The sequence below is a fragment of the Pseudomonas sp. ATCC 13867 genome, from assembly GCF_000349845.1.
In the GTDB taxonomy this organism is placed as follows: domain Bacteria; phylum Pseudomonadota; class Gammaproteobacteria; order Pseudomonadales; family Pseudomonadaceae; genus Pseudomonas.
Genome location: NC_020829.1, coordinates 2,874,488 through 2,896,093 on the forward strand (window position 1 = coordinate 2,874,488; position 21,606 = coordinate 2,896,093).

At 69.5% G+C, this 21,606-nt stretch carries 3 protein-coding genes; all 3 read right to left on the reverse strand.

Annotated features, from left to right (window positions below; all coding sequences use genetic code 11):
- Positions 1-46 precede the first annotated feature (46 nt).
- From H681_RS12860 to H681_RS12870, 3 genes are read right to left on the reverse strand one after another with little or no spacing between them, the layout of a single operon-like run.
- On the reverse strand, positions 47-1,009 hold the full coding sequence (locus H681_RS12860; RefSeq protein ID WP_015477300.1) for an alpha/beta hydrolase: 963 nt from the start codon (positions 1,007-1,009) through the stop codon (positions 47-49).
- A complete protein-coding gene (locus tag H681_RS12865) occupies positions 1,006-8,793 on the reverse strand; it encodes a non-ribosomal peptide synthetase (RefSeq protein ID WP_015477301.1) in 7,788 nt (2,595 codons plus the stop codon). The genes H681_RS12860 and H681_RS12865 overlap by 4 nt, the downstream gene beginning before the upstream one ends.
- Entirely contained in the window at positions 8,793-21,578 is a 12,786-nt protein-coding gene (locus H681_RS12870; RefSeq protein ID WP_015477302.1) for a non-ribosomal peptide synthase/polyketide synthase, read from the reverse strand. The genes H681_RS12865 and H681_RS12870 overlap by 1 nt, the downstream gene beginning before the upstream one ends.
- Between the last annotated feature and the right edge of the window lie 28 nt (positions 21,579-21,606).

Below are 21,606 nucleotides of genomic sequence, written 5' to 3' on the forward strand. Positions count from 1 at the left end.
ACACCATCCCGCGGGCTCATGTGCCATCCGCGCCCTGGCGCGATGCCTACCACCGCTCGGCCAGGAACTCCGCCACGCGCCGGTAATACCCCGCCACCTCCGGCACCAGGTTGCCCATGCGCAGAAAGTCGTGGGTCATCCCGCAGCAGCGCTCCGCCTCCACTTCCACGCCCTGCGCCACCAGCGCGTGGGCGTAGGCCAGGCCCTCGTCCAGCAAGGGGTCGAACTCGGCCGCGAACAGCAGTGCCGGCGCGCTGCCCTGGAGTGCCGCGCCGGCATAGACCGGCGAGCAGCGCCAGTCACTGCGCTGCGTAACGTCAGGCACGTACTGCTGGTAGAACCAGTCCAGGCTGGCCGTCTCCAGCAGATAGCCCTCGGCGAACAACTCCTGGGATTCGCTGCGCTTACTGGCGTCCGCTGCCGGATAGAACAGCAGTTGGGCACAGGGCTGCTCGGTGCCCTCGCCCGCCAGCTCGGCGCAGAGCACGGTGGCCAATGTGGCGCCCGCACTGTCGCCGCCAACGGAAAGACGGCGCGGATGCAGGCCGAGACTGGCGGCCGAGTCCAGCAACCAGTTCCAGGCATCGCGTGCATCGAAGGTCGCGGCCGGGAACGGTGCCTCCGGCGCCAACCGGTAACCCACCGACACCACCGCGCAATCGCAGTGTTTCGCCAGCCATCGGCACAGCCCGTCATGGGAGTCCAGGCTGCCGACCGTGTAGCCGCCGCCGTGGAAATACAGGATCGCGCCATCGCCAGCGCCAACTGGCCGGTACAGGCGAGCCGGTAGCTGCCGACCCTCGCGCGCCGGGATCAGCAGCGCTTCCACCGGCATCGACGGCGCCCCGGCCCTGAGCGATTCCGATGAGGCCTCGAAATCCTGTCGCGCCTGCTCCAGCGGCAATTCGTGCAGCGCCGGACGGCCGCTTCGGCGCCCCTCGTCGACCATATCCAGGAAGGCGGAAATCTCCGGGTGCAGCATGCCGATCTCTTTCATCATTGCGTTCATACCGTGGCTTGCTCCTGGCGCGCGCCGCTTTCCACCTGGGCGCAGCAATGGCCGATCACCCCTTCCAGTTCCGTGCGCAGCTGCGCCATCAGCGCCTCGATGCGCGACGGGCGGAACACCCGGCGGCTGAACATGCAGCGCAGGGTCAGCTCACCGTCGTAGACCTGGCCGACGATCTCCAGCCAGTTGTTCATCGGCGTACTGGCGGCGTAGGTGTCGCCTGGCTTTTCCTGCAGCGGCACGAACAGTGCCTTGTCGTCGAAGCTCTGGTCGAACTGGCCGAGGTAGTTGAAGGTGACGCGCGGCTCGGCGCGGGCGGCGAGCTGGCGGCGCAGCGCGCTGTCGCCCAGATAGCGCAGGGCGCCGTAGCCGATGCCCTTGTCCGGCACCGCGCGCAGTTGCTGGCGAATCGCCGGGATGGCCTGGGCGTAGTCGCCCTGCCCCGGCGTCAGGCGCAGCGGGAACAGGCTGGTGAACCAGCCCAGGGTGCGGCTGTGGTCCACCTCGTCGAGGATGTCCTCGCGGCCGTGGCCTTCCAGGCCGATCAGCACCGACTCACTCTCGCACCAGTTGCACAGGGTGCGGCCAAGCGCGGTCAGCAGCAGGTCGTTGATCTGCGTGCGGTAAGCCTCGGGCGCCACCTTCAGCAGTCGCTGGGTCTGCTGGCGGTCCAGGCGCAGGAACAGCTGCTCCAGGTGCGCCATGCGCTCGGCGCCGCGCGGGTTGTCGCGTTGCGGCTCGCCGAGGCCGGCGGTGTCGGTCTGCTCCAGCCAGTACGGCAGGTCACCTTGTGCCAATTGGCTGTCGGCGTACTCGCGCAGCCCTTCGGCCCAGGCACGGTAGGCGCTGGTGCGTTCGAAGCGCGGCGCCGGCTCGCCCGTGAGCTGAGCCGCGTAACGCTGCTGTAGTTCCTCCAGCAAAATGCGCCAGGACACGCCGTCCACACCCAGGTGGTGGATCACCAGCAGCAGGCGCTGGGTGCCATCGGCCATGTCGGTGAGCACGCCGCGCAGCAACCGGCCTTCGCTCAGGTCCAGGCTGCGTTGCGCCTGGTTGGCGATCAGCAGCGCCTCCTCGGCGTTCGCCGCCTGCCGCTGCCAGAGCAGAGCGCCGGTGATCTCACCGGCCTCGCGATAGCGCTGGCGCCACAGGCCGTCAGCCCCGCGGGCGAACGACAGGCGCAGGCTGCCATGCTCGGCCAGCAGGCCTTGCAGCGCCGCTTCCAGCGCCTCGGCGTCGAGGCGCTGGCGGCACTCCAGCAGCACCGCCTGGTTGAAGTGGTTCGGCTCCTCCAGCTGCTGCTCGAACATCCATTGCTGGATCGGCACCAGGCCGAAGGATTCGCCATCATCGGCCACTGCTACAGACACTGTTGGCGCTGCCTCGGCGACGCTCTCGGCGCGCTCCAGCAGGCCGGCGATGGTCTGGTACTGCAGCAGGTCGCGCAGGCGGATTTCCACGCCCTCGCCCAGCGCCTGGCGGGCGCGGGAGACGATCTGCAGGCTGAGGATGGAGTCGCCGCCGAGGTCGAAGAAGTTGTCGCGGATGCCGACGCGCTCCACTTGCAGCACGTCCTGCCAGATGACCGCCAGGGCACGCTCGCGCTCGTTGCGCGGCGCCTCGTAGGCCTCGCCCTGCCAGGTCGGCTCGGGCAGCGCCTTGCGGTCGATCTTGCCGTTGGGCGACAGCGGGAAGCGCTCCAGCCGGAGGATCTGCGCGGGCACCATGTAGTCCGGCACCTGCTCACGGAGGAAGTTGCGCAGCGTATCGCCTTCCGCTGCACCGACCACATAGCCGACTAGTTGCTTGCCGCTGATGCCGTCGCGGGCCACCACCAGCGCCTCGCTGACCTGCGGGTGATCCTGCAGGCGCGCCTCGATCTCGCCCAGCTCGATGCGGAAGCCGCGAATCTTCACCTGATGGTCGATGCGCCCGACGTAGTCGATCACGCCATCGGCGCGGCCGCGCACCAGGTCGCCGCTGCGGTACAGGCGGCCACCTTCCTGCTCTTGTGAAAGGCCGAATGGATCGGCGACGAAGCGCTCGGCGGTCAGCCCGGCGCGCTGGTGGTAACCGCGCGCCAGACCATCGCCGCCGATGTACAGCTCACCGGCCACACCCAGCGGCACCTGGCGCAGCTGCTCATCGAGGATGTACAGCTTGCGCGCGCCGACGCCCTTGCCGATGGGCGCATAGGCGGCATCGCAGGAGGTGGCGCGGTCGGCCTTCCACAACAGCGGCGTGACCACGGTTTCCGTGGGGCCGTAGCCGTTGATCAGGTGCTCGGCGCGCAGCGCGCGCTTGGCCAGTTCGAAGCTGGCGTTGGGCACCGCATCGCCGCCGAAGCAGTAGATGCGCACCGGCGGCGGGTTGCCGTCACGCAGCGCGTGCTCGGCCAGTTGCTGCAGGTACACCGGCGGGAAGGCCGCCACGCTCACTTGTTTGTCGTGCAGGACGCGGTAGGTCTGTTCGGGCGTCCACAGCTCATCGCCGCGCAGCACCAGGCTGCCGCCGTGTACCAGGGTGGTCAGCCAGCGTTCATGGGCGCCATCGAAGGCAAAGGACATGAAGTGCAGTTCGCGGGTCGCCGCGTCCATCCGGTACAGCTCGCCGATGGCCGCACAGTGCATGGCCAGCGGCCCGTGGCTGACCGCCACGCCCTTGGGCTTGCCGGTGGAGCCGGAGGTGTAGATCAGGTAGGCGAGGTTTTCCGGTTCCAGGGCTACCACTGGCAGGTCGCTGTCCTCTGCGCTGAGATCGAGTCCGTCCAGCTCCAGCAATTGCACGCCAGCCGGCAGCGGCAGGCGCTCGCGCAGGCGGCTGTCAGTGATCAGCAGCGCGATGCCGGCGTCGCTCATCTGGAATTCCAGGCGCTCGCGCGGGTACTCGGCGTCCAGCGGCACGTAGGCGCCGCCGGCCTTGAGCACCGCCAGCAGCGCCAGGGGAATCCGTACGTTGCGCGGCAAGGCGACGCCGACGCGGACTTCCGGGCCGACGCCCAGGGTCATCAGGCGATGGGCCAGGCGGTTGGAATCGCGCTCCAGCGCTGCGAAATCGACTTCCTCTTCACCACAGATCAGCGCCACCTCATTGCCACGCAGCGCGGCCTGGCGGGCAATCGCCAGGTGCACCGGCTCGGCCGGCGGCAGCGACTGGTGCGGGCCACGGCAGGCGGCCAGAGCCGCGCGGTCGCTGGCGGACAGGCATTGCAGATCGCCGATGCGCTTGCCGGCGCCGTGCAGCAGGCTGTCCAGCACCTGCTCCATATTGCCGCGCAGGCGCGCCACGGCGGGTGCGCTGAAGTGCGCGCGCAGGTACTGGTATTCGATTTCCAGGCGCTCGCCGACGCGCACGGCGAGGTCCATCGGGATACTGGTCTCGTCCTTGGATTTCAGCTCGCCGAAGCGCGGCCCCTGGGCGCTGCGCAGCACCTCGTCGACCGGGTAGTTCTCGAACACGATGATGCTGTCGAACAGCGCCTGCCCGGCCTGGCCGGCCCAGCGCTGGATGTCGTACAGCGGCGTGTGCTCGAACTCGCGCACCTCCAGGTTGTAGGCCTGCAGCTCGCGCAGCCAGTCGCCGAGGTCGGCATGCTCGGCCGGCGCCTGGACGATGGGCAGCGTGTTGATGAACAGGCCCAGCAGGCTGTCGGCGCCGGCCAGCTGCGCGGGACGCCCGGCCACGGTGGCGCCGAAGGCGACTCGCTGCTGCCCGGTGTAGCGCTGCAGCAGGAGAATCCACGCCGCCTGCACCAGGGTGTTCAGCGTTACCCGCTGGCTGCGGGCGAAGGCCTTCAGGCGCTCGGTGGCCGCCGCGTCGTAGCGGCTGTATTCCAGGCCGTGGCCGCTGCCTTCGGCCGGGCGGGCCAGGCTGTCAGCGAGCACGGTGGGCTGGGTGAAACCTTGCAGGCGCGCGCTCCAGAAATCCTGTGCCTGCTGCGGGTCCTGCACCTGCAGCCAGTGGATGTAGTCGCGGTAGCGGCCCTGCTCGGCGATGCTCTCGCCGTTGTAGCGGCGCAGTGCCTCGGCGAACAGCTGGGCGTTGCTCCAGCCGTCGAGCAGGATGTGGTGGTGGGTGTAGACCAGCTGGTGGCTGGCCTCGGCGCTGCGCACCAGCACCAGGCGCAGCAGCGGCGGGCGCTCCAGGTCGAAGCTGCGGCTGCGCTCGGCGGCGGCCAGTTCATCCAGCGCCGCGCCCATGTCCTCACGACCGCGCCAGTCGAGCACCTCCAGCGGCAGCTCGACGTGCTTGTGCACGGCCTGCACCGGCTGATCCAGGCCCTGCCAGTGCACGCCGGCACGCAGGTTGTCGTGGGCATCCAGCGCGGCCTGCCAAGCGCCGCGGAAGCGCTCCACGTCCAGGTCGTGCACCTCCACGCGCAGCTGGTTGACGTAGACGCCGCCCTCGCTGCCGTCCACGCCGTGGAACAGCATGCCCTGCTGCATCGGCGACAGCGGGTAGAGGTCTTCGATCTGGTCTGAATCCAGACCGAGTGCGGCCAGTTGCGCCGCGTCCGGCGCCTCGATAGCGGCGGCGGCAAGCGGCGCATCGACCGCCACGAAATCACCGGCCACGCGGGCCAGCGCCTGCAGCGTCTGGTGCTGGAACAGGTCCTTCGGGCTCAGTTGCAGACCGGCGGCGCGAGCGCGGCTGACCACCTGGATGGAGACGATGGAATCGCCGCCCAGCTCGAAGAAGTTGTCGTCCAGTCCTACGCGCTCAAGGCCGAGCACGGCGCACCAGATGGCCGCCAGGGTCTGCTCGTGCTCGCTCTCCGGCGCGCGGTAGGTCTTCTGCAGCAGGCTGAAGTCCGGCTCCGGCAGCGCCTTGCGGTCGAGCTTGCCGTTGGGGGTCAGCGGCATGCGCTCGAGCTGGACGATCTGCGCGGGAACCATGTAGTCCGGCAACTCTTCCAGCAAGGCGGCACGCAGATCAGTATCGATCTGTCCCGTAACGTACCCCACCAGTTGCTTCACCTGCCCCGCATCGCGAGCGATGACCACCGCCTCGCGCACGCCGGGCTGGCCGAGCAGGCGCGATTCGATCTCGCCCAGCTCGATGCGGAAGCCGCGGATCTTCACCTGATGATCGATGCGGCCGAGGTATTCCAGCACGCCGTCGGCGCGCCAGCGCGCGAGGTCGCCGGTGCGGTACATGCGCGCGCCGGATTCCCTACCGTAGGGATCGGCGACGAAACGCTCGCAGGTCAGTTCCGGGCGCCCGTGGTAGCCGCGCGCCAGGCCGTCACCGGCGATGTACAGCTCGCCCGCCACGCCAATCGGTGCGGGTTGCAGCTCACCATCGAGGATGTACAGCTGGGTGTTGGCGATGGGCTTGCCGAGCAGCGCACGGGCGCGCTTTTCGATCTTCCAGGCCGCCGACCAGATGGTGGTTTCGGTCGGACCGTAGAGGTTCCACAGCGCATCCGTCTGGGCAGTGAGCTTGTCCGCCAACTCGGCGGACAGCGCTTCGCCGCCGCAGAAGAAACGGCAGCCGGTCAGGCGCGGGAAGTCCTCGTGGCCGCTGAGCAGCGTCCAGGTGCTCGGGGTGGCCTGGATCACCGTCACGCCCTGCTCCAGTGCCACACCGAGCAGGCGCGCTGGGTCGCGCGCGACGTCGCGGTCGACCAGCACCACACGGCCGCCGACCAGCAGTGGCAGGTACAGCTCCAGCGCGGAGATGTCGAAGGACAGCGAGGTCAGCGCAAGCACGCGGTCCTGCGCGTTCAGGCCCGGCTCGCGGGCCATGCTCAGCATGAAGTTGACCACGCCGCCGTGGCGAACGGCGACGCCCTTGGGCTTGCCGGTGGAGCCGGAGGTGTAGATGACGTAGGCCAGATCATCCGGCGTCGCGACGTTGTGCAGGTCGCTGTCGGCGTAGCCCTCCAGCTGCGCCCAGTCGCGGTCCAGGCAGAACGCGCGGGCGCCGGTCTGCGGCAGCTCGCCGAGCAGATGCTGCTGGGTCAGCAACAGGCGCACGCCGCCGTCTTCGAGCATGTGCGCCAGGCGTTCGGCGGGGAATTCCGGGTCCAGCGGCACGTAGGCGCCGCCGGCCTTGAGCACGGCAAGCAAAGCCACCGGCAGTTCCACCGAGCGTTCCAGGGCGACGCCGACGCGGCTGTCCGGGCCGACGCCCTGCTCGCGCAACCAGTGCGCGAGGCGGTTGGCGCGGCGATTCAGCTCGGCGTAACTGAGGCTGCGCTGGCCGTCGGTGAGCGCGATGTCATCCGGCGAGCGCTGCGCCTGCTGTTCGATCAGCTGATGCAGGCAGGCGTCACGCGGGTAGTCCATGTCGGTGGCGTTCCAGCCGTAGAGCAGTTGTTCGCGTTCGCTGCCATCCAGCAGCGGCAGGCGCGCCACCGGGCATTGCGGCTCGCGCACCAGGGCCTGCAGCAGGTTGAGGAAGTGCCCGCTCAGGCGCTGGATGGTCGCCGCATCGAACTGGTCGGTGGCGTACATGAACTGCCCGCGCACCTGGCCGTCGCGGCTTTCCTCGGTGTTCAGGGTCAGGTCGAACTTGGCGATGCCGCCGTCCAGCTCCAGGCTTTCCAGGCGCAGGCCGCCGGGCAGCTCGCGCAGGGCATCGCGGCGGCTCGGCTGGTGGTTGCAGGCCACCTGGAACAGCGGGTTGTAGCTCAGGCTGCGCTCGGGTTGCAGCGCGTCCACCAGTTGCTCGAACGGCAGGTCCGGGTTGGCCTGGGCGCCCAGCACCGCCTCGCGGGTGCGGGCCAGGAAGGCGTTGAAGGATTCGTCGCCGTCGATGCGCGCCGACAGCACCTGGGTATTCACGAAAAAGCCGATCAGCCTTTCGCTCTCGGCACGGCCACGGCCGGCGATGGGTACGCCGACGCGCAGCTCGCGCTGGCCGCTGTAGCGCGACAGCAGCAGCTGGTAGGCCGCGAGGATCAACATGAACAGCGTGGCGCCCTGCCCGCGCGCCAGTTCGCGCAGGGAATCGCTGAGCGCACGGGGCAGCTCGAAGTCCAGGGTCGCGCCGCGATAGCTCTGCACCAGCGGGCGCGGCCGGTCGCCCGGCAGGGTCAGCAGCAGGGATTCGTCGCCCAGCTGTTCCTTCCAGTAGGCCAGCTGCCGCTCGCCTTCGCCGGCCGACAGCCACAGGCGCTGCCAGCGGGCGATGTCGCTGTACTGGATCGGCAAGGCTTCCAGCTGGGCCTGCGTGCCTTGCACCTCGGCGCTGTAGAGAGCAGCGAACTCGTCGATCAGCACGCCGATGGACCAGCCGTCGGCAATGATGTGGTGCAGGTTCACCAGCAGCAGCGCTTCGCCCGGCAGACGCGCCAGGTGCAGGCGCAGCAGCGGGCCTTCGGCGAGGTCAAAGGACCCTTGTGCGGCGTGCTGCAGCCAGTCACGGGCGGAGGACTCTTCGCTGAAGTTTCGGCGTTCCAGACTCGGTGAACGTGGGGGGAGAATGCACTGCTGCACCTCACCCTCAACTTCGCGGAACACCGTCCGCAGGCTTTCATGGCGCGCGATCAGCGCGGCGAAGGCCCGCCCCAGCGCGCCCTCGTCCAGCGCGCCGCGCAGGCGCACGGCGGCGGGAATGTTGTAGGCCGCGCTGTGCGGCTCCATCTGCCAGAGGAACCACAGGCGCGCCTGGGCCGCCGACAGCGGCGCGTGCGTGCGCCCCTCACGGAGGATCGGCAAGCGCGACAGGCTCACGCCTTTCTCGCGCAGCTGACGCAGGAAGATGATCTGCTTGTCCTCGGGCAGCGCGCCAAGGCGCTCCGCGACCTGTTTCAGCTGGGCGTCCATCGGGTGCGTCATTACAGATTCTCCAGCTCGCCGAGCAGTTCATCCATCAGGTCCAGTTCCTCTTCCGCACTGGCGGTGCTTGCCCGCTGGGTTTCGATCCAGGCGGCCAGTGCCTCGATATTGCTCAGCTCGAACAGGCGGTGCAGCGGCAGTTCCAGGCCCAGGCGCTGACGCAGGGTCAGGCCGACCTGGGTAAGCAGCAGCGAATGGCCGCCCAGTTCGAAGAAGTCGTCGTGCAGGCCGACGCGGTCCACCTGCAGCACGTGCTGCCAGATGCCGGCCAGCTCGACTTCCAGGTCGCTGCGCGGCGCCACGTACTCGCGCAGGCTGTCGCCCAGTTGCGGGTCCGGCAGGGCCTTGCGGTCAAGCTTGCCGTTGGGCGACAGCGGCATGGCGGGAAGCAGGATGATCCGCGACGGCACCATGTAATCCGGCAATTCGCCTTGCAGCGCCTGACGCAGGGCTTCGGGCTCGGCGCTGGCGACCACGTAGGCCAGCAGCACGCCGTCCTTGGCCACCACCACCGCTTCGCCGACCTGCGGATGGGCCTGCAGGCGCGCCTCGATCTCGCCCAGCTCGATGCGCAGGCCGCGAATCTTCACCTGATGGTCGAGACGGCCGAGGTATTCGATGGCGCCGTCTTCGCGCTGGCGAGCCAGGTCGCCGGTGCGATACAGGCGCTCAGCGCTGCCGAACGGGTCGGCCACGAAGCGCTCGGCGGTCAGGCCGGGGCGCGCGTGGTAGCCGCGCGCCAGGCCTACGCCGCCGATGTACAGCTCGCCGGCCACGCCTTGCGGCACTGGCTCCAGGCGCTCGTCGAGCAGCACCAGGCGCAGGTTGTCGATGGGTCGACCGATGGGCACGACCTGCCGCGCGTTGTCTTCGTCGCAGGCCCAGAAGCTGACGTCGATCGCCGCTTCGGTCGGGCCGTAAAGGTTGTGCAGCTTCGCACTGCTGCGCTGGCAGAATTGCTGTTGCAGCTCATAGGGCAGCGCCTCGCCGGAGCAGATGACCTGCAGCAGCGACGAGCAGCGCTCCAGTTCACCGGAGGCGACGAAGGCCTGCAGCATCGACGGCACGAAGTGCAGCGTGGTGACCTGCCCCGCCTCGATCACCTGGCGCAGCGCCGCCGGATCGCGGTGCGCGCCGGGCGCGGCGACTACCAGGGCGGCGCCGGTCATGAGCGGCCAGAAGAACTCCCAGACCGACACGTCGAAGCTGAACGGGGTCTTCTGCAACACGCGGTCGGAGGCATCCAGCGCGTAGGCCTTCTGCATCCAGTGCAGGCGGTTGACCAGCGCCCGGTGGCTGTTGCCGGCGCCCTTGGGCTTGCCGGTGGAGCCGGAGGTGTAGATCAGGTACGCGAGGTTCTGCGGGCTGCCGGCGCTGGCCGGGTTCTGCTCGGAGGCCGTGGCGATCTCGTTCCACTGGCTGTCCAGGCAGACCATTACCGCGTCACTTGCCGGCAGGCGTTCCAGCAGGTGCTGCTGGGTCAGCAGCAGGCTCACGCCACTATCGGCAAGCATGTGCTGCAGACGCTCCTGCGGGTAGTCCGGGTCCATCGGCACGTAGGCGCCGCCGGCCTTGACGATGCCCAGCAGGGCCACCACCAGCTCCACCGAACGCTCGGCGGCCACGCCGACCAGCACGTCCGGGCCGACGCCCTGGCCACGCAACCAGTGCGCGAGCTGGTTGGCGCGGGCATTGAGCTGGGCATAGCTCAGGCGGAGATCGCCGAATTGCAGGGCCAGCGCGTCCGGGGTCGCGGCGACCTGGCGCTCGATCAGCTCCTGCAGTTGCACGTCGGCCGGGAATTTCGCCTCGGTGTCGTTGAAGCGTTGCAGCAGTTCGTTGCGCTCGGCATCCGCCAGTTGGCTGACCCGGCCCAGCGGGCGCTCGGCATCTTCCACCAGGGCCAGCAGCAGGTGCTCGAAGTGGCCGCGCAGCTGTTCGATCTGGCTTGAGCTCAAGCGGTCGGCGCGGTAGGTGTAGCGCACGTCCAGCTGTTCGCCGGCGCTGGCCACCAGGGCCAGGGCGTAGTTGGTGCCGTCCACCGGGTGGTGGCCGAGGATGCGCAGGTCGTCCTCGCTGGACGACGCGAGCGCCGCATCCATGGGGAAGTTCTCGAACACGATGATGCTGTCGAACAGCGCCTGGCCGCCGCGACCGGCCCAGCGCTGGATGTCGTACAGCGGCGTGTGCTCGAACTCGCGCACGTCGAGGTTGAACGCCTGCAGCTCGCGCAGCCAGTCGCCCACACGCTGGGCGTCATCCGGCGCTTGCAGGATCGGCAGGGTGTTGATGAACAGGCCGAGGCTCTCTTCCGCTCCCGGCAGCGTGGCCGGGCGCCCCGCCACGGTGGCGCCGAAGGTCACGCTGCGCTGCCCGCAGTAGCGTTGTAGCAGCAGCGCCCAGGCACCCTGCACCAGGGTGTTGAGGGTGACGCGCTGGGTCTGGGCGAAGCGTTGCAGCGGCGCGCTGTCGAGGCGGCTGTGCAGCTCGCGCAGCGGCTCCTCGCGGAAGCCGGCGCTGCAGGCGGTGGCCAGCAGGGTCGGCTCGTCGAAGCCCTTCAGGCGCTCGCGCCAGAAGCGCTCGCCCGCCGCGCCGTCCTGGGCGTGCAGCCAGCCGATGTAGTCGCCGTACTGCGCCGCCGGCGCCGACAGTGCTTCGCCACGGTAGAGCGCGAGCACTTCGCCGATCAGCCGCGCGCTGCTCCAGCCGTCCAGCAGCAGGTGGTGGCAGGTCCAGATCAGGTGGTAGCGGCGCTCGCCCAGGCGCACCAGCGCCAGGCGTTGCAGCGGCGGTTTGGCCAGGTCGAAGCCGAGGTTGCGCTGGGCGTCAGCGACGCTGTCCAAGAGAGCAGTCTGGGCAAGCTGCTGCTCGCCGACCTGCTGGCCGCGCCAGTCGAAGGACTGCACTGGCAGTTGCACGTCGCGCAGGACGAACTGCAACGGCGCCGCGTCGGCACTGGCGAGGAAGCCGGTGCGCAGGTTGCCGTGGCGGGCGACGACCGCGCGCCAGGCATCGAGGAAACGAGCCTCGTCGAGACCTTCCAGATCGACGCGCAGTTGGTTGACGTAGAGCGAAGAGCCCGGCACATCGAGGGCGTGGAACAGCATGCCCTGTTGCATCGGCGATAGCGGATAGAGGTCTTCCACCCCGGCCGGCAGCGGCAGTGCGTCGAGCTGTTGCTGGTCGAGATCGAGCAGCGGCAGCTCGGCGGCTTCCAGCTTGCGCGGGGTGTTCAGGCAGTAAGCGACCAGTGCTTGCAGCTCGGCGCGCAGCAGCGCTTGCAGCTCATCGATGTCCGCCGCGTCGAACATGGCGCTGCTGTAGGTGACTTCCAGGCTCAGTTCGCCGCCGAGCACGCGGCCGGCGTAGACCAGCGCATTGCCCAGCGCGGCGTTCAGCGGCTGGCTGCGGCCCACGCCTTCGAAGGCCGGCAGGAAGTCGGCGTCGGCGAAGGCTTGGTCGAGCTGGCCGAGGTAGTTGAAGGTCACCTGCGGCGCCGGCAGGTCTCGCAGGCTGGCGGCGTGCTGGCTGAGGTAGCGCAGCTGGCCGTAGCCGATACCGGCGCGCGGCAGCTCGCGCAGGTGTTCGCGGGTGGCGCGCAGGTCCGCACCCGGCTCGCCGCCGGCGTGCAGGCGTACAGGATAGAGCGCGGTGAACCAGCCCACGGAACGGCTCAGGTCCAGCGCCGCGTCGCCGTCGAAGGCGTCGCGGCCGTGGCCCTCCATCTCCACCAGCGCAGAGCTTTCACCGGTCCAGGCGCACAGGGCGCGGGCCAGCGCGGTCAGCAGCAGGTCGTTGATCTGCAGGCGCTGCGCCTTCAGTGCCGGGCCGAGCAGTTGGCGGGTGGTCTCGACATCGAGGCTGAAGCGCGCGTTGGCGGCTTCCTTCCAGGTGGCCGGGGCGCCGCTGCGGGCGCGGGTCAGACGCGGCGCATCGCGCAGTTCGGCCTGCCAGTAGCCAAGCTCAGCGGTAGCGCCATTGGCAGCCGCCCGCTGGCGGGCGCTCCAGGCCTGGTAGCTGTCGCTGCGCGGCAACGCGGCAGGCATGCGGCCGGCGCGCAGTTCGCGGTAGGCGTACTGCAGGTCTTCCAGCAGGATGCGCCAGGACACGCCGTCCACCGCCAGGTGATGGATCACCAGCAGCAGGCGCTCGCTGCCATCCTCCAGGCCGACCTGCATGGCGCGCAGCAGCGGGCCATTGGCGATATCCAGGCTGGCCTGGGCGTCATCGCACAGGCGTTCCAGGGTGCGGGCGTCAGCGGCGCGGCGACGCCACAGCAGGGTCATGTCCAGCGGGCCGTGTTCGGCATAGCGCTGGCGGCTGCCATCGAAGCGCAGGCGCAGCGCGTCGTGCTGGCCGACCAGCCAGTGCAGCGCACGGGCCAGCACGTCGCCGTCCAGAGCTTCGCGCGGTTGCACCAGTACAGCCTGGTTCCAGTGGTGACGTTGGGCGCTCGGTACACGTTCAAAAAAACGCGCCTGCACCGGCGACAGCGCCACTTCACCGCTGACCGAAGCCGCCGGCGCGGGTGCTGCCGGCGCGGCCGGGGCGCGGCTTTCCAGCCATTGCGCCAGCTGGCGGACGCTCTGCCGCTCGAACAGCTGTTTCGGGCTGAGTTTGTAACCCAGCTTACGGATGCGCGCGATGATCTGCAGGCTGAGGATGGAGTCGCCGCCCAGCTCGAAGAAGTTGTCCTCGGCACCGACGCGCTCGACTTTCAGCACGGCTTGCCAGATAGCGGCGATGCGTTGTTCCAGCTCGCTCAGCGGCGCGCTGTCCAAGGCCTTGGCAACCGCTTCGGCACGCGGCAGCGCCTGGCGGTCCACCTTGCCGTTGGCGTTCAGCGGCAGGCGTTCCAGCAGCGTCAACTGAGCCGGCAGCAGGTATTCCGGCACGGCGGCGGCCAGGCCTTCGCGCAGGCTTTCCACGCTCTGCCCCTCAGTCACGGCCCAGGCCAGCAGCTTCATCGGGCCGTCGTTGTCGCGCTCGGCCAGCGCCACGGCATCGCGCACGCCGGGCAGGCGCTTGAGCGCTTGCGCCAGTTCACCCGGCTCGACGCGGTAGCCACGGATCTTCACCTGGTCGTCGACGCGGCCGAGGAATTCCACGACGCCGTGACGGCTCAGGCGCACGCGGTCACCACTGCGGTACAGGCGTTCGCCCTCGATCTCGACAAAGCGCTCGGCGGTCATTTCCGGCAGGCCGAGGTAACCCAGCGCCAGGCCGGCGCCGCCGATGAACAGCTCGCCGGGCACGCCCGGCAGCAGGTCGCGGCCGTTCTCGTCGAGCACGCGAATGGCGCTGTTGGCCAGCGGCGTTCCGATGGGTAGTGTCGAGGCGGGCAGATCGTCCAGCAGCGACCATTCGTGGGTCAGCACGCCCACAGTGGACTCGCTGGGGCCGTAGTGGTTGACGACGCGCAGCTTGGGCGCAAGCTCACGGATTGGCTGCAACAGCGCGCGGTCGCAGGCCTCACCGCCGACCACCAGCAGACGCCGCGGCAGCACGGCGGCAGCGTTGGGCGCGGCGGCCAGCAGGCCGGCGAGATGGCTGGGGACGATCTTCAGCACGTCCACATCCTGCATGAACGCGGCGAAGCACTCGGCATCGGCCACAGCCTGGGCATCCGCCAGGTGCAGGCGACCACCGCCACACAGCGCGCCGAACAGCGTGGTGTGGCCGAGGTCGGCGGCCACCGAGGAGACCATCGCCATGCCCAGACCCCGGGCGCGGCCCTGGTCCAGTTGCAGGCGTTCGAGCACGGCCTGCACGTAGTTGGCCAGCGCCGCGTGGCTGACGCGCACGCCCTTGGGCTGGCCGGTGGAGCCGGACGTGAAGATCACATAGGCGGCCTGTTGCGGGTCGATGCTCCGCCCAGGCGCGGCAGCGCTGCCCTGCTCCGGGCCGCCGGCCGGGATCAGCGTGGCGGCGGCGCCGAAGGTTTCCCGCAGCACCGGTTCGCTCACCAGCACGCGGCCGATGCCGTTGTCCTGGAGCAACTGGCGCAGGCGCTCGGCCGGCTGCGCCGGGTCCAGTGGCACATAGGTGGCGCCGGCCTTGAGCACGCCCAGCAACAGGAGCACCCACTGCGCGCTGCGCTCCTGGCAGATCGCGACGCACTCGCCCGGCTCCACGCCGCTGGCGATCAGCGCGTTGGCCAGGCGGTTGCTGCGCTGGTCCAGCTCGGCATAGCTGTAGCGAATGCTGTCGTCCTGCACGGCGATGGCGTCCGGCTGTGCGGCGACCTGCGCGGCGAACAACCCGAGCACATCCTGCTGCGGCCATTGGCGGGTCTCACCGCGACGGCGCGAGGCCACCGGGCGCGGCAGTTCGCCGAGGGCGCGCTGCGGCTCGGCGCACAGCTGGCGCAGCAGAGCCTCGAACTGGCCGGCGATGGCGGCGACGCTGTCCCCGTCGAACAGGTCGCGGGCATAGACGAAGCTGCCGCGCAGTTCATCGCCCGGCTGGCCGCTGGCGTCCAGCGCCTCGGCCATGTCCAGGGCGAGGTCGAAGCGCGCGCCGTACTGTTCCTCGCTGAACAGTTCCAGCTTCAGCGCGCCGGCATCGGGCAGGCGACTGACGTCGAAGCCGAAGTTGAACTTCACCTGCACCAGCGGGTTGTAGGCCAGGCTGCGCTCGGGCTGCAGGGCTTCGACCAGTTGCTCGAAGGGCAGGTCCTGGTGCGCCTGGGCGCCCAGGGCCAGGGGCTTGAGATCGGCCAGCAGCGCGGCAAAGGACTGGTCATCCGACAGGGCGAACGGCATCACCTGGGTGTTGACGAAGAAACCGATCAGCCCCTCGGTTTCCAACTGCTGGCGGTTGGCGATGGGCACAGCGACGCGCAGGTCACTCTGGCCGCTGTAGCGCTGCATCAACACGGCGTAGGCGCCGAGCAGCAGCATGAACAGGGTGACGTCCTGCTCGCGGGCCAGTTGCTTTAGGCGATTGCCAAGGCCGGCGTCCAGGCTGAAGCCGAGGCTGCCGCCACGGTAGCTCTGCACGGCTGGGCGCGGACGGTCGGTGGCCAGTTCCAGTACCGGCGTCTCTCGATTGAGCTGCTCGGTCCACCAGCCCAGCTGACGCTGGCCCTCCTCGCCCGCCAGCAGCTCACGCTGCCACTGGGCGTAGTCGGCGTACTGCACCGGCAGCGCCGGCAGTTGCAGTTCCTCGCCAGCGGCGAATGCGCCATAGAGGCGGCTGAACTCGTCCACCAGCACGCGGATCGACCAGCCATCGGAGACGATGTGGTGCATCGTCAGCAGCAGCACATGGTCGGCGTCGGTGAGCTTGATGAGCGTGAGGCGTAGCAGCGGGCCGTTGCGCAAGTCGAACGGACGCTGGGCTTCTGTTTCAGCCAGCGCACGCGCGGCGGCCTCGGCATCTTTTTCCGCAGACAGGTCGACCCGCGCCAGGTCCAGCGGCCGGGCTGGCTGGATACGCTGGAAGGCCTGACCGTCCACTTCATCGAAGGTGGTGCGCAGGGTTTCGTGGCGTGCGACCAAGGCATCGAAGGCGCGGCGTAGCGCGGACTCGTCCAGCTGGCCGCGCAGGCGCAGCGCGCCCGGCACGTTGTAGGCGGCGCTGGCCGGCTCCATCTGCCAGAAGAACCACAGGCGGCTCTGGGCCGCGGACAACGGCAGATCGCCGTCACGGGCCACGGCGCGCAATGCCGGACGCGCGCTAGGCGCAAGTGCCGTCAGCCGTGCAGCGAATTCGTCCAGGCGGCTGGCTTCGAACAGGTCGCGCAGCGGCACTTCGCAGCCCAGGTCGCGGCGCAGGCGGGAGATCACTTGCGTGGCCAGCAGCGAGTGGCCGCCCAGTTCGAAGAAGTCGTCCTCTCGGCCCACCGCAGGCACGCCGAGCACTTCCGCCCAGACGGCGGCGACGCGGCTTTCCAGCCCGTCGCGCGGGGCTTCGGTGGTGCTGGCAGCCTCCTGCGGCTCGGGCAGCGCCTTGCGGTCGATCTTGCCGTTGGCGTTGAGCGGCATCTGTTCCAGCACGAGCAGGCGCGACGGCACCATGTACTCCGGCAGCTCCGAACGCAGCGCGGCCTTGAGGGCGTCTTCAGCCAGTGCTTCGCCGACGACATAGCCCAGCAGGCGCTTGCCCCGCTCGCTGTCGCGGGCGATCACCGCCGCTTCGCGCACGCCGGGCAGCGCACGCAGGCGCGCTTCGATCTCGCCCGGTTCGATACGGAAGCCACGGATCTTCACCTGCTGATCGACGCGGCCGAGGTAATCCAGCGCACCGTCCTCACGCCAGCGCACACGGTCGCCGCTGCGGTAGGCGCGCAGGCCTTGGGCAAACGGGTCGGCGACGAAGCGTTCGGCGGTCATGCCGGCGCGCTGGTGGTATCCACGGGCCAGGCCGTGGCCGCCGATGTACAGCTCACCCGCCACGCCGCGCGGCAGCGGTTGCAGGCGGTCGTCGAGGATGTACAGGCTGCGTTCGCCGACCACTTCGCCGATGGGCGCATAGGCCGCGCCGCACGCGGTTTTCGCGTCGGCTTTCCAGAGCATCGGGGTGACCACGGTTTCGGTGGGGCCGTAGCCGTTGATCAGGTGCTGCGGTTTCAGCGCCTGGTGCGCCAGTTGGTAGGCCGCTTCGGGCACCGCGTCACCGCCGAAGCAGTAGATGCGCATGCTCGGCGCGTGACCGGTGATCAGAGCTTGTTCAGCCAGCTGTTGCAGGTAGGCCGGCGGGAAGGCGGCGACCGTCACTTCGTGGCGGCGCAGTTGCTCCAGGGTCTGCTCGGCGGTCCACAGCGCGTCATTGCGGATCAGCAGGCTTCCGCCGTGGGACAGCGCGGTGAGCCAGCGTTCGTGGGCGCCGTCGAAGGCGAAGGACATGAAGATCAGTTCGCGGTCGGCCTCGCTCATGGCATAGCGCTGACCGATGGCGCGGCAGTGCGCGGCGATCTCGCCGTGGGCGACGGCGACGCCCTTGGGCTGGCCGGTGGAACCGGAGGTGTAGATCAGGTAGGCGAGGTTCTGCGGCTGGATGCGCACCAGCGGGCGCACCGCCAGCGCGTTGGCCAGGTCGGCCTCTTCCAGCACCAGGCGCTCGACACCTGCCGGCAGCGGCAGGCGCTCGGCCAGCTCGGCGTTGGTCAGCAGCAGGTCGACACCGGCGTCCTGCATCAGCCAGGCCAGGCGTTCCTCGGGGTAATCGACGTCCAGCGGCAGGTAGGCGCCGCCGGCTTTCATCACCGCCAGCAGGGCCAGCGGGATGTCCACGCCACGCGGCAACGCCACGGCGACCCGGCGTTCGGCGCCGATGCCACGCTGGATCAGGCGCTGCGCCAGGCGGTTGGAACGGTCTTCCAGTTCGGCGAAGTTCACTTCGCGCAGCTCGTCGACCAGCGCGACCTTGGCCGGATGGCGGCGGGCCTGGGCGGCGATGGTCTCGCTCAGCGCTTCGAAGGCCGGCGCGTCAGCGGCCACGGCAATGCTCCAGTCGCCGGCGGGCAGCCAGTCGCGGGCGTCCAGCACGGCGTCGGCGTTCATCTGCGGCAGTGCGCGCAGCAGGTCGAGGAAGTGCCCGACCAGGCGTTGCATGCCGGCGGCCGCGTAGCGCTCGCGGGCATAGCAGAAGCTCAGGCGCAGGCTCTGTTCGCCTTCGCGGACGCGCAGCACCAGGTCGAACGGCGTTTCCAGGTCGAGCTGTTCCAGCGCTTCCACGCTGACGCCCGGCAGGCCGTTGCCGGCGCGCGGTTGCCACTGGTGGTCGAAGGCGACCTGGCACAGCGGATGGCGGCCGTGGCCACGCTCGGGTTGCAGCGCTTCCACCAGCTGTTCGAACGGCAGGCCCTGGTGCGCCTGGGCTTGCAGCAGGTCGTCGCGCAGCTGGCGGAGTACGCCGCGCAGGCTGGCGCCTTCGGGCAGCTCGCTGCGCAGCACCAGCAGGTTGACGAAGAAGCCGACCAGGCGCTCGCTGTCCAGCTGCTCGCGGCCGGCCTGGGTCAGGCCGATGCGCAGGTCGTGCTGGCCACTGTAGCGCTGCAGCAGCAGGTTGTAGGCGCTGAGCAGGAGCATCGACAGGGTCGCGCCGTGGGCCTGGGCCAGGCTGCGCAGTTTGCCGGTCAGTTCGGCGTCGATGTCACGCTCGATCAGCTCGGCGCTCTGGCCTTTCTCGCCCGTCGTGAACGGCAGTTCCAGCGGCGAATGCTGATTGCCCAGGCGCTCGCTCCACCAGTCCAGCAGACGGGCGCCCTCGCCCGCCTCCAGCTTGCCCTGCTGGGCGGCGGCGAGGTCGAGGTACTGGCGCGGCAGCGCCGGCAGCACCGGCTCGCGCTGTTCGACGATGGCGCGGTAGCACTCGGCGAATTCGTCCAGCAGCAGGTTCAGCGACCAGCCGTCGGCGATGATGTGGTGCACGCAGAGCAGCAATGCCTGGCGACCGCCACCAAGATTCTGCAGGCGCAGGCGCAGCAGCGGGCCGTGAGCCAGGTCGAAGGGCTGCGCGGCGAAGGCGTCGGCGTCCTCGCGGGCGGCGATGTCGCGGCGGGCGTTGCCCAGGGAACTGAAGTCGCTTTCGCTGAGTTCCACTTGCGTGGCATCGGACAGGCTCAGCGACACCTCGCCATCGGCCTGTTCGATGAAGCGGCTGCGCAGGGTTTCGTGGCGCCCCAGCAGGATCGCGAAGGCCTGTTCCACCGCCGGCCGGCGCAGTTCACCGCGCAGGTTCATGCGCCCGGCGATGTGGTACACGGCGCTTTCCGGTTCCAGCTTCCAGAGGAACCACAGGCGACGCTGGGCCGGCGACAGCGGCAGCCGGCCGTCACGCGGGACCAGCGGCAGGCTTTCGGCCTCGGCAGTCGGCAGTGCTGCCAGCACGGCGACGAAAGCGCCCAGCTCTGGCGCTTCGAACAACAGGCGCAGCTCCACGGCACGGCCCAGGCGCTCGCGCAGGCGCGCCATCAGCTGGGTGGCCTTGATCGAGTTACCGCCCAGGGCGAAGAAGTTGTCGTCGCGGCGGATCGCCGGCAGTTCCAGCACCTCGCTCCACAGCGCGGCGATGGCTTGCTCTTCAGCAGACAGTGGTGCGACCGGCTTGGCGCTGGCGCCATCGCTGATCGGTTCACCGGCGCGCTGGATGGCGTAGGCCTGCAGGCTGCCGTCGAGCAGCTGGGTGCGGCATACCGAGCGTTGCAGCTTGCCGCTGGAAGTCTTGGGCAGTGCGCCCGGTTCCAGCAGCGCCACCACCAGCGGCGCCTCCTGGAAGGTTTCCGCCACGGCGGCGGAGATGGCCCTGGCCAGCGCTTCGGCGGAGATCAGCTTGCGCACGCTGCGCCCGACCTCGGCGGCGATGCCGATGCCCTCGCGTCCCTGGTGCTCGATGGCGAAGGCGGAGACGCGGCCCTTGCGCACCAGGTCGACCTCTTCCTCGACGCAGCGTTCCAGGTCCTGCGGGTAGAGGTTCTGGCCACGGACGATGAGCATGTCCTTGAGGCGGCCGGTGACGAACAGCTCGTCGTTGTGCAGGAAGCCCAGGTCGCCGGTGCGCAGCCAGGTGCGCCCGTCCTTTTCGACGAAGGTGCGCGCGCTGGCTTCCGGGTTGCGCCAGTAGCCCAGCGCGACGCTGGGGCCGCTGCTCCAGATTTCACCGACGCGGTCCGGGCCGAGGGTTTCACCGCTGATTGGATCGACCAGTTGAATCTCGTGATCGGGCTGGGCGCCCCCGCAGTTGATCAGCGAGGTGCCGCGGCCCGGACGGGCGATGTTTTCGCCCAGGGCTTCGAGGTCCACTTCCAGCTGGCCGATGCCTTCGCCGCGCACGCCGCCGGTGACGAACAGGGTCGCTTCGGCGAGGCCGTAGCAGGCGTAGAAGGACGAGGCGTCGAACCGCGCCGGGGCGAACCAGGCGGCGAAGCGTTCCAGGGTGTCCGGACGGATCGGTTCGGAGCCGGAGAAGGCCACGCGCCATTTGCTCAGGTCGAGGCCTTCCAGCGCGGTTTCGTTGACCCGCTCGCAGCACAGGCGGTAGGCGAAGTCCGGCCCGCCGCTGACGGTGCCGCCGAAACGGGCGATGGCTTCCAGCCAGCGACGCGGGCGTTCGAGGAAATAGCGCGGCGACATCAGCACGCACTCGATGCCGCTGTAAATCGGCTGCAGCAGACCGCCGATCAGGCCCATGTCATGGAACAGCGGCAGCCAGCTGACGATCACGTCGTCGTCGCCAATGCCGAAGCCGTGGCGGATCAGGCGCTCGTTGGCCATCAGGTTGCCGTGGCTGACCTGCACGCCCTTGGGCGTCGAGGTGGAGCCGGAGGTGTATTGCAGGAAGGCGATGTCGTCATCGGCCAGCTCCGGCATCTGCCATTCGACGGCCAGTGCCGGATCGGCCTGGTCCACCGCCAGCAGCAGCGGGCTGTCGCCGTTCGCGCGCGCGCAGGCTGGACGCAGGGCCTCGATCAGTGCGGAATCCGTGAGCACCAGGCTCGGCTGCGCGTCATCGAGGATCGAGCGCAGGCGCGCCAGGTGCTGCGGGCGCACGGACTCCGGCGGATAGGCCGGCACGGCGATGATCCCCGAGTAGAGGCAGGCGAAGAACGCCGCGACGTAGTCCGGGCCGCTGGGCAGCAACAGCACGGCGCGGTCGCCGTGCTGGCCGTGGCGCAGCATCCAGGCGGCCAGGGCGCGGGCGCGCTCGTCCAACTCACGGAAGCTGATGGGCTGCTCGACGTTTTCGGCGATGAATCGCAGGGCAGTCTTGCGCGGCATTTCGCAGGCGCGTTGCAGCAGGGCCTCGACCAGGTTTCCTGCGGCTTCGTAGCGGTCGTTCATGAGATCACCTGTTCTGTCGGCGGGCGCG

Coding starts and splice junctions, on each gene's coding strand:
- H681_RS12860 (WP_015477300.1), bottom strand. CDS start 1,009: ATGAACGCAATGATGAAAGAGATCGGCATGCTGCACCCGGAGATTTCC.
- H681_RS12865 (WP_015477301.1), bottom strand. CDS start 8,793: ATGACGCACCCGATGGACGCCCAGCTGAAACAGGTCGCGGAGCGCCTT.
- H681_RS12870 (WP_015477302.1), bottom strand. CDS start 21,578: ATGAACGACCGCTACGAAGCCGCAGGAAACCTGGTCGAGGCCCTGCTG.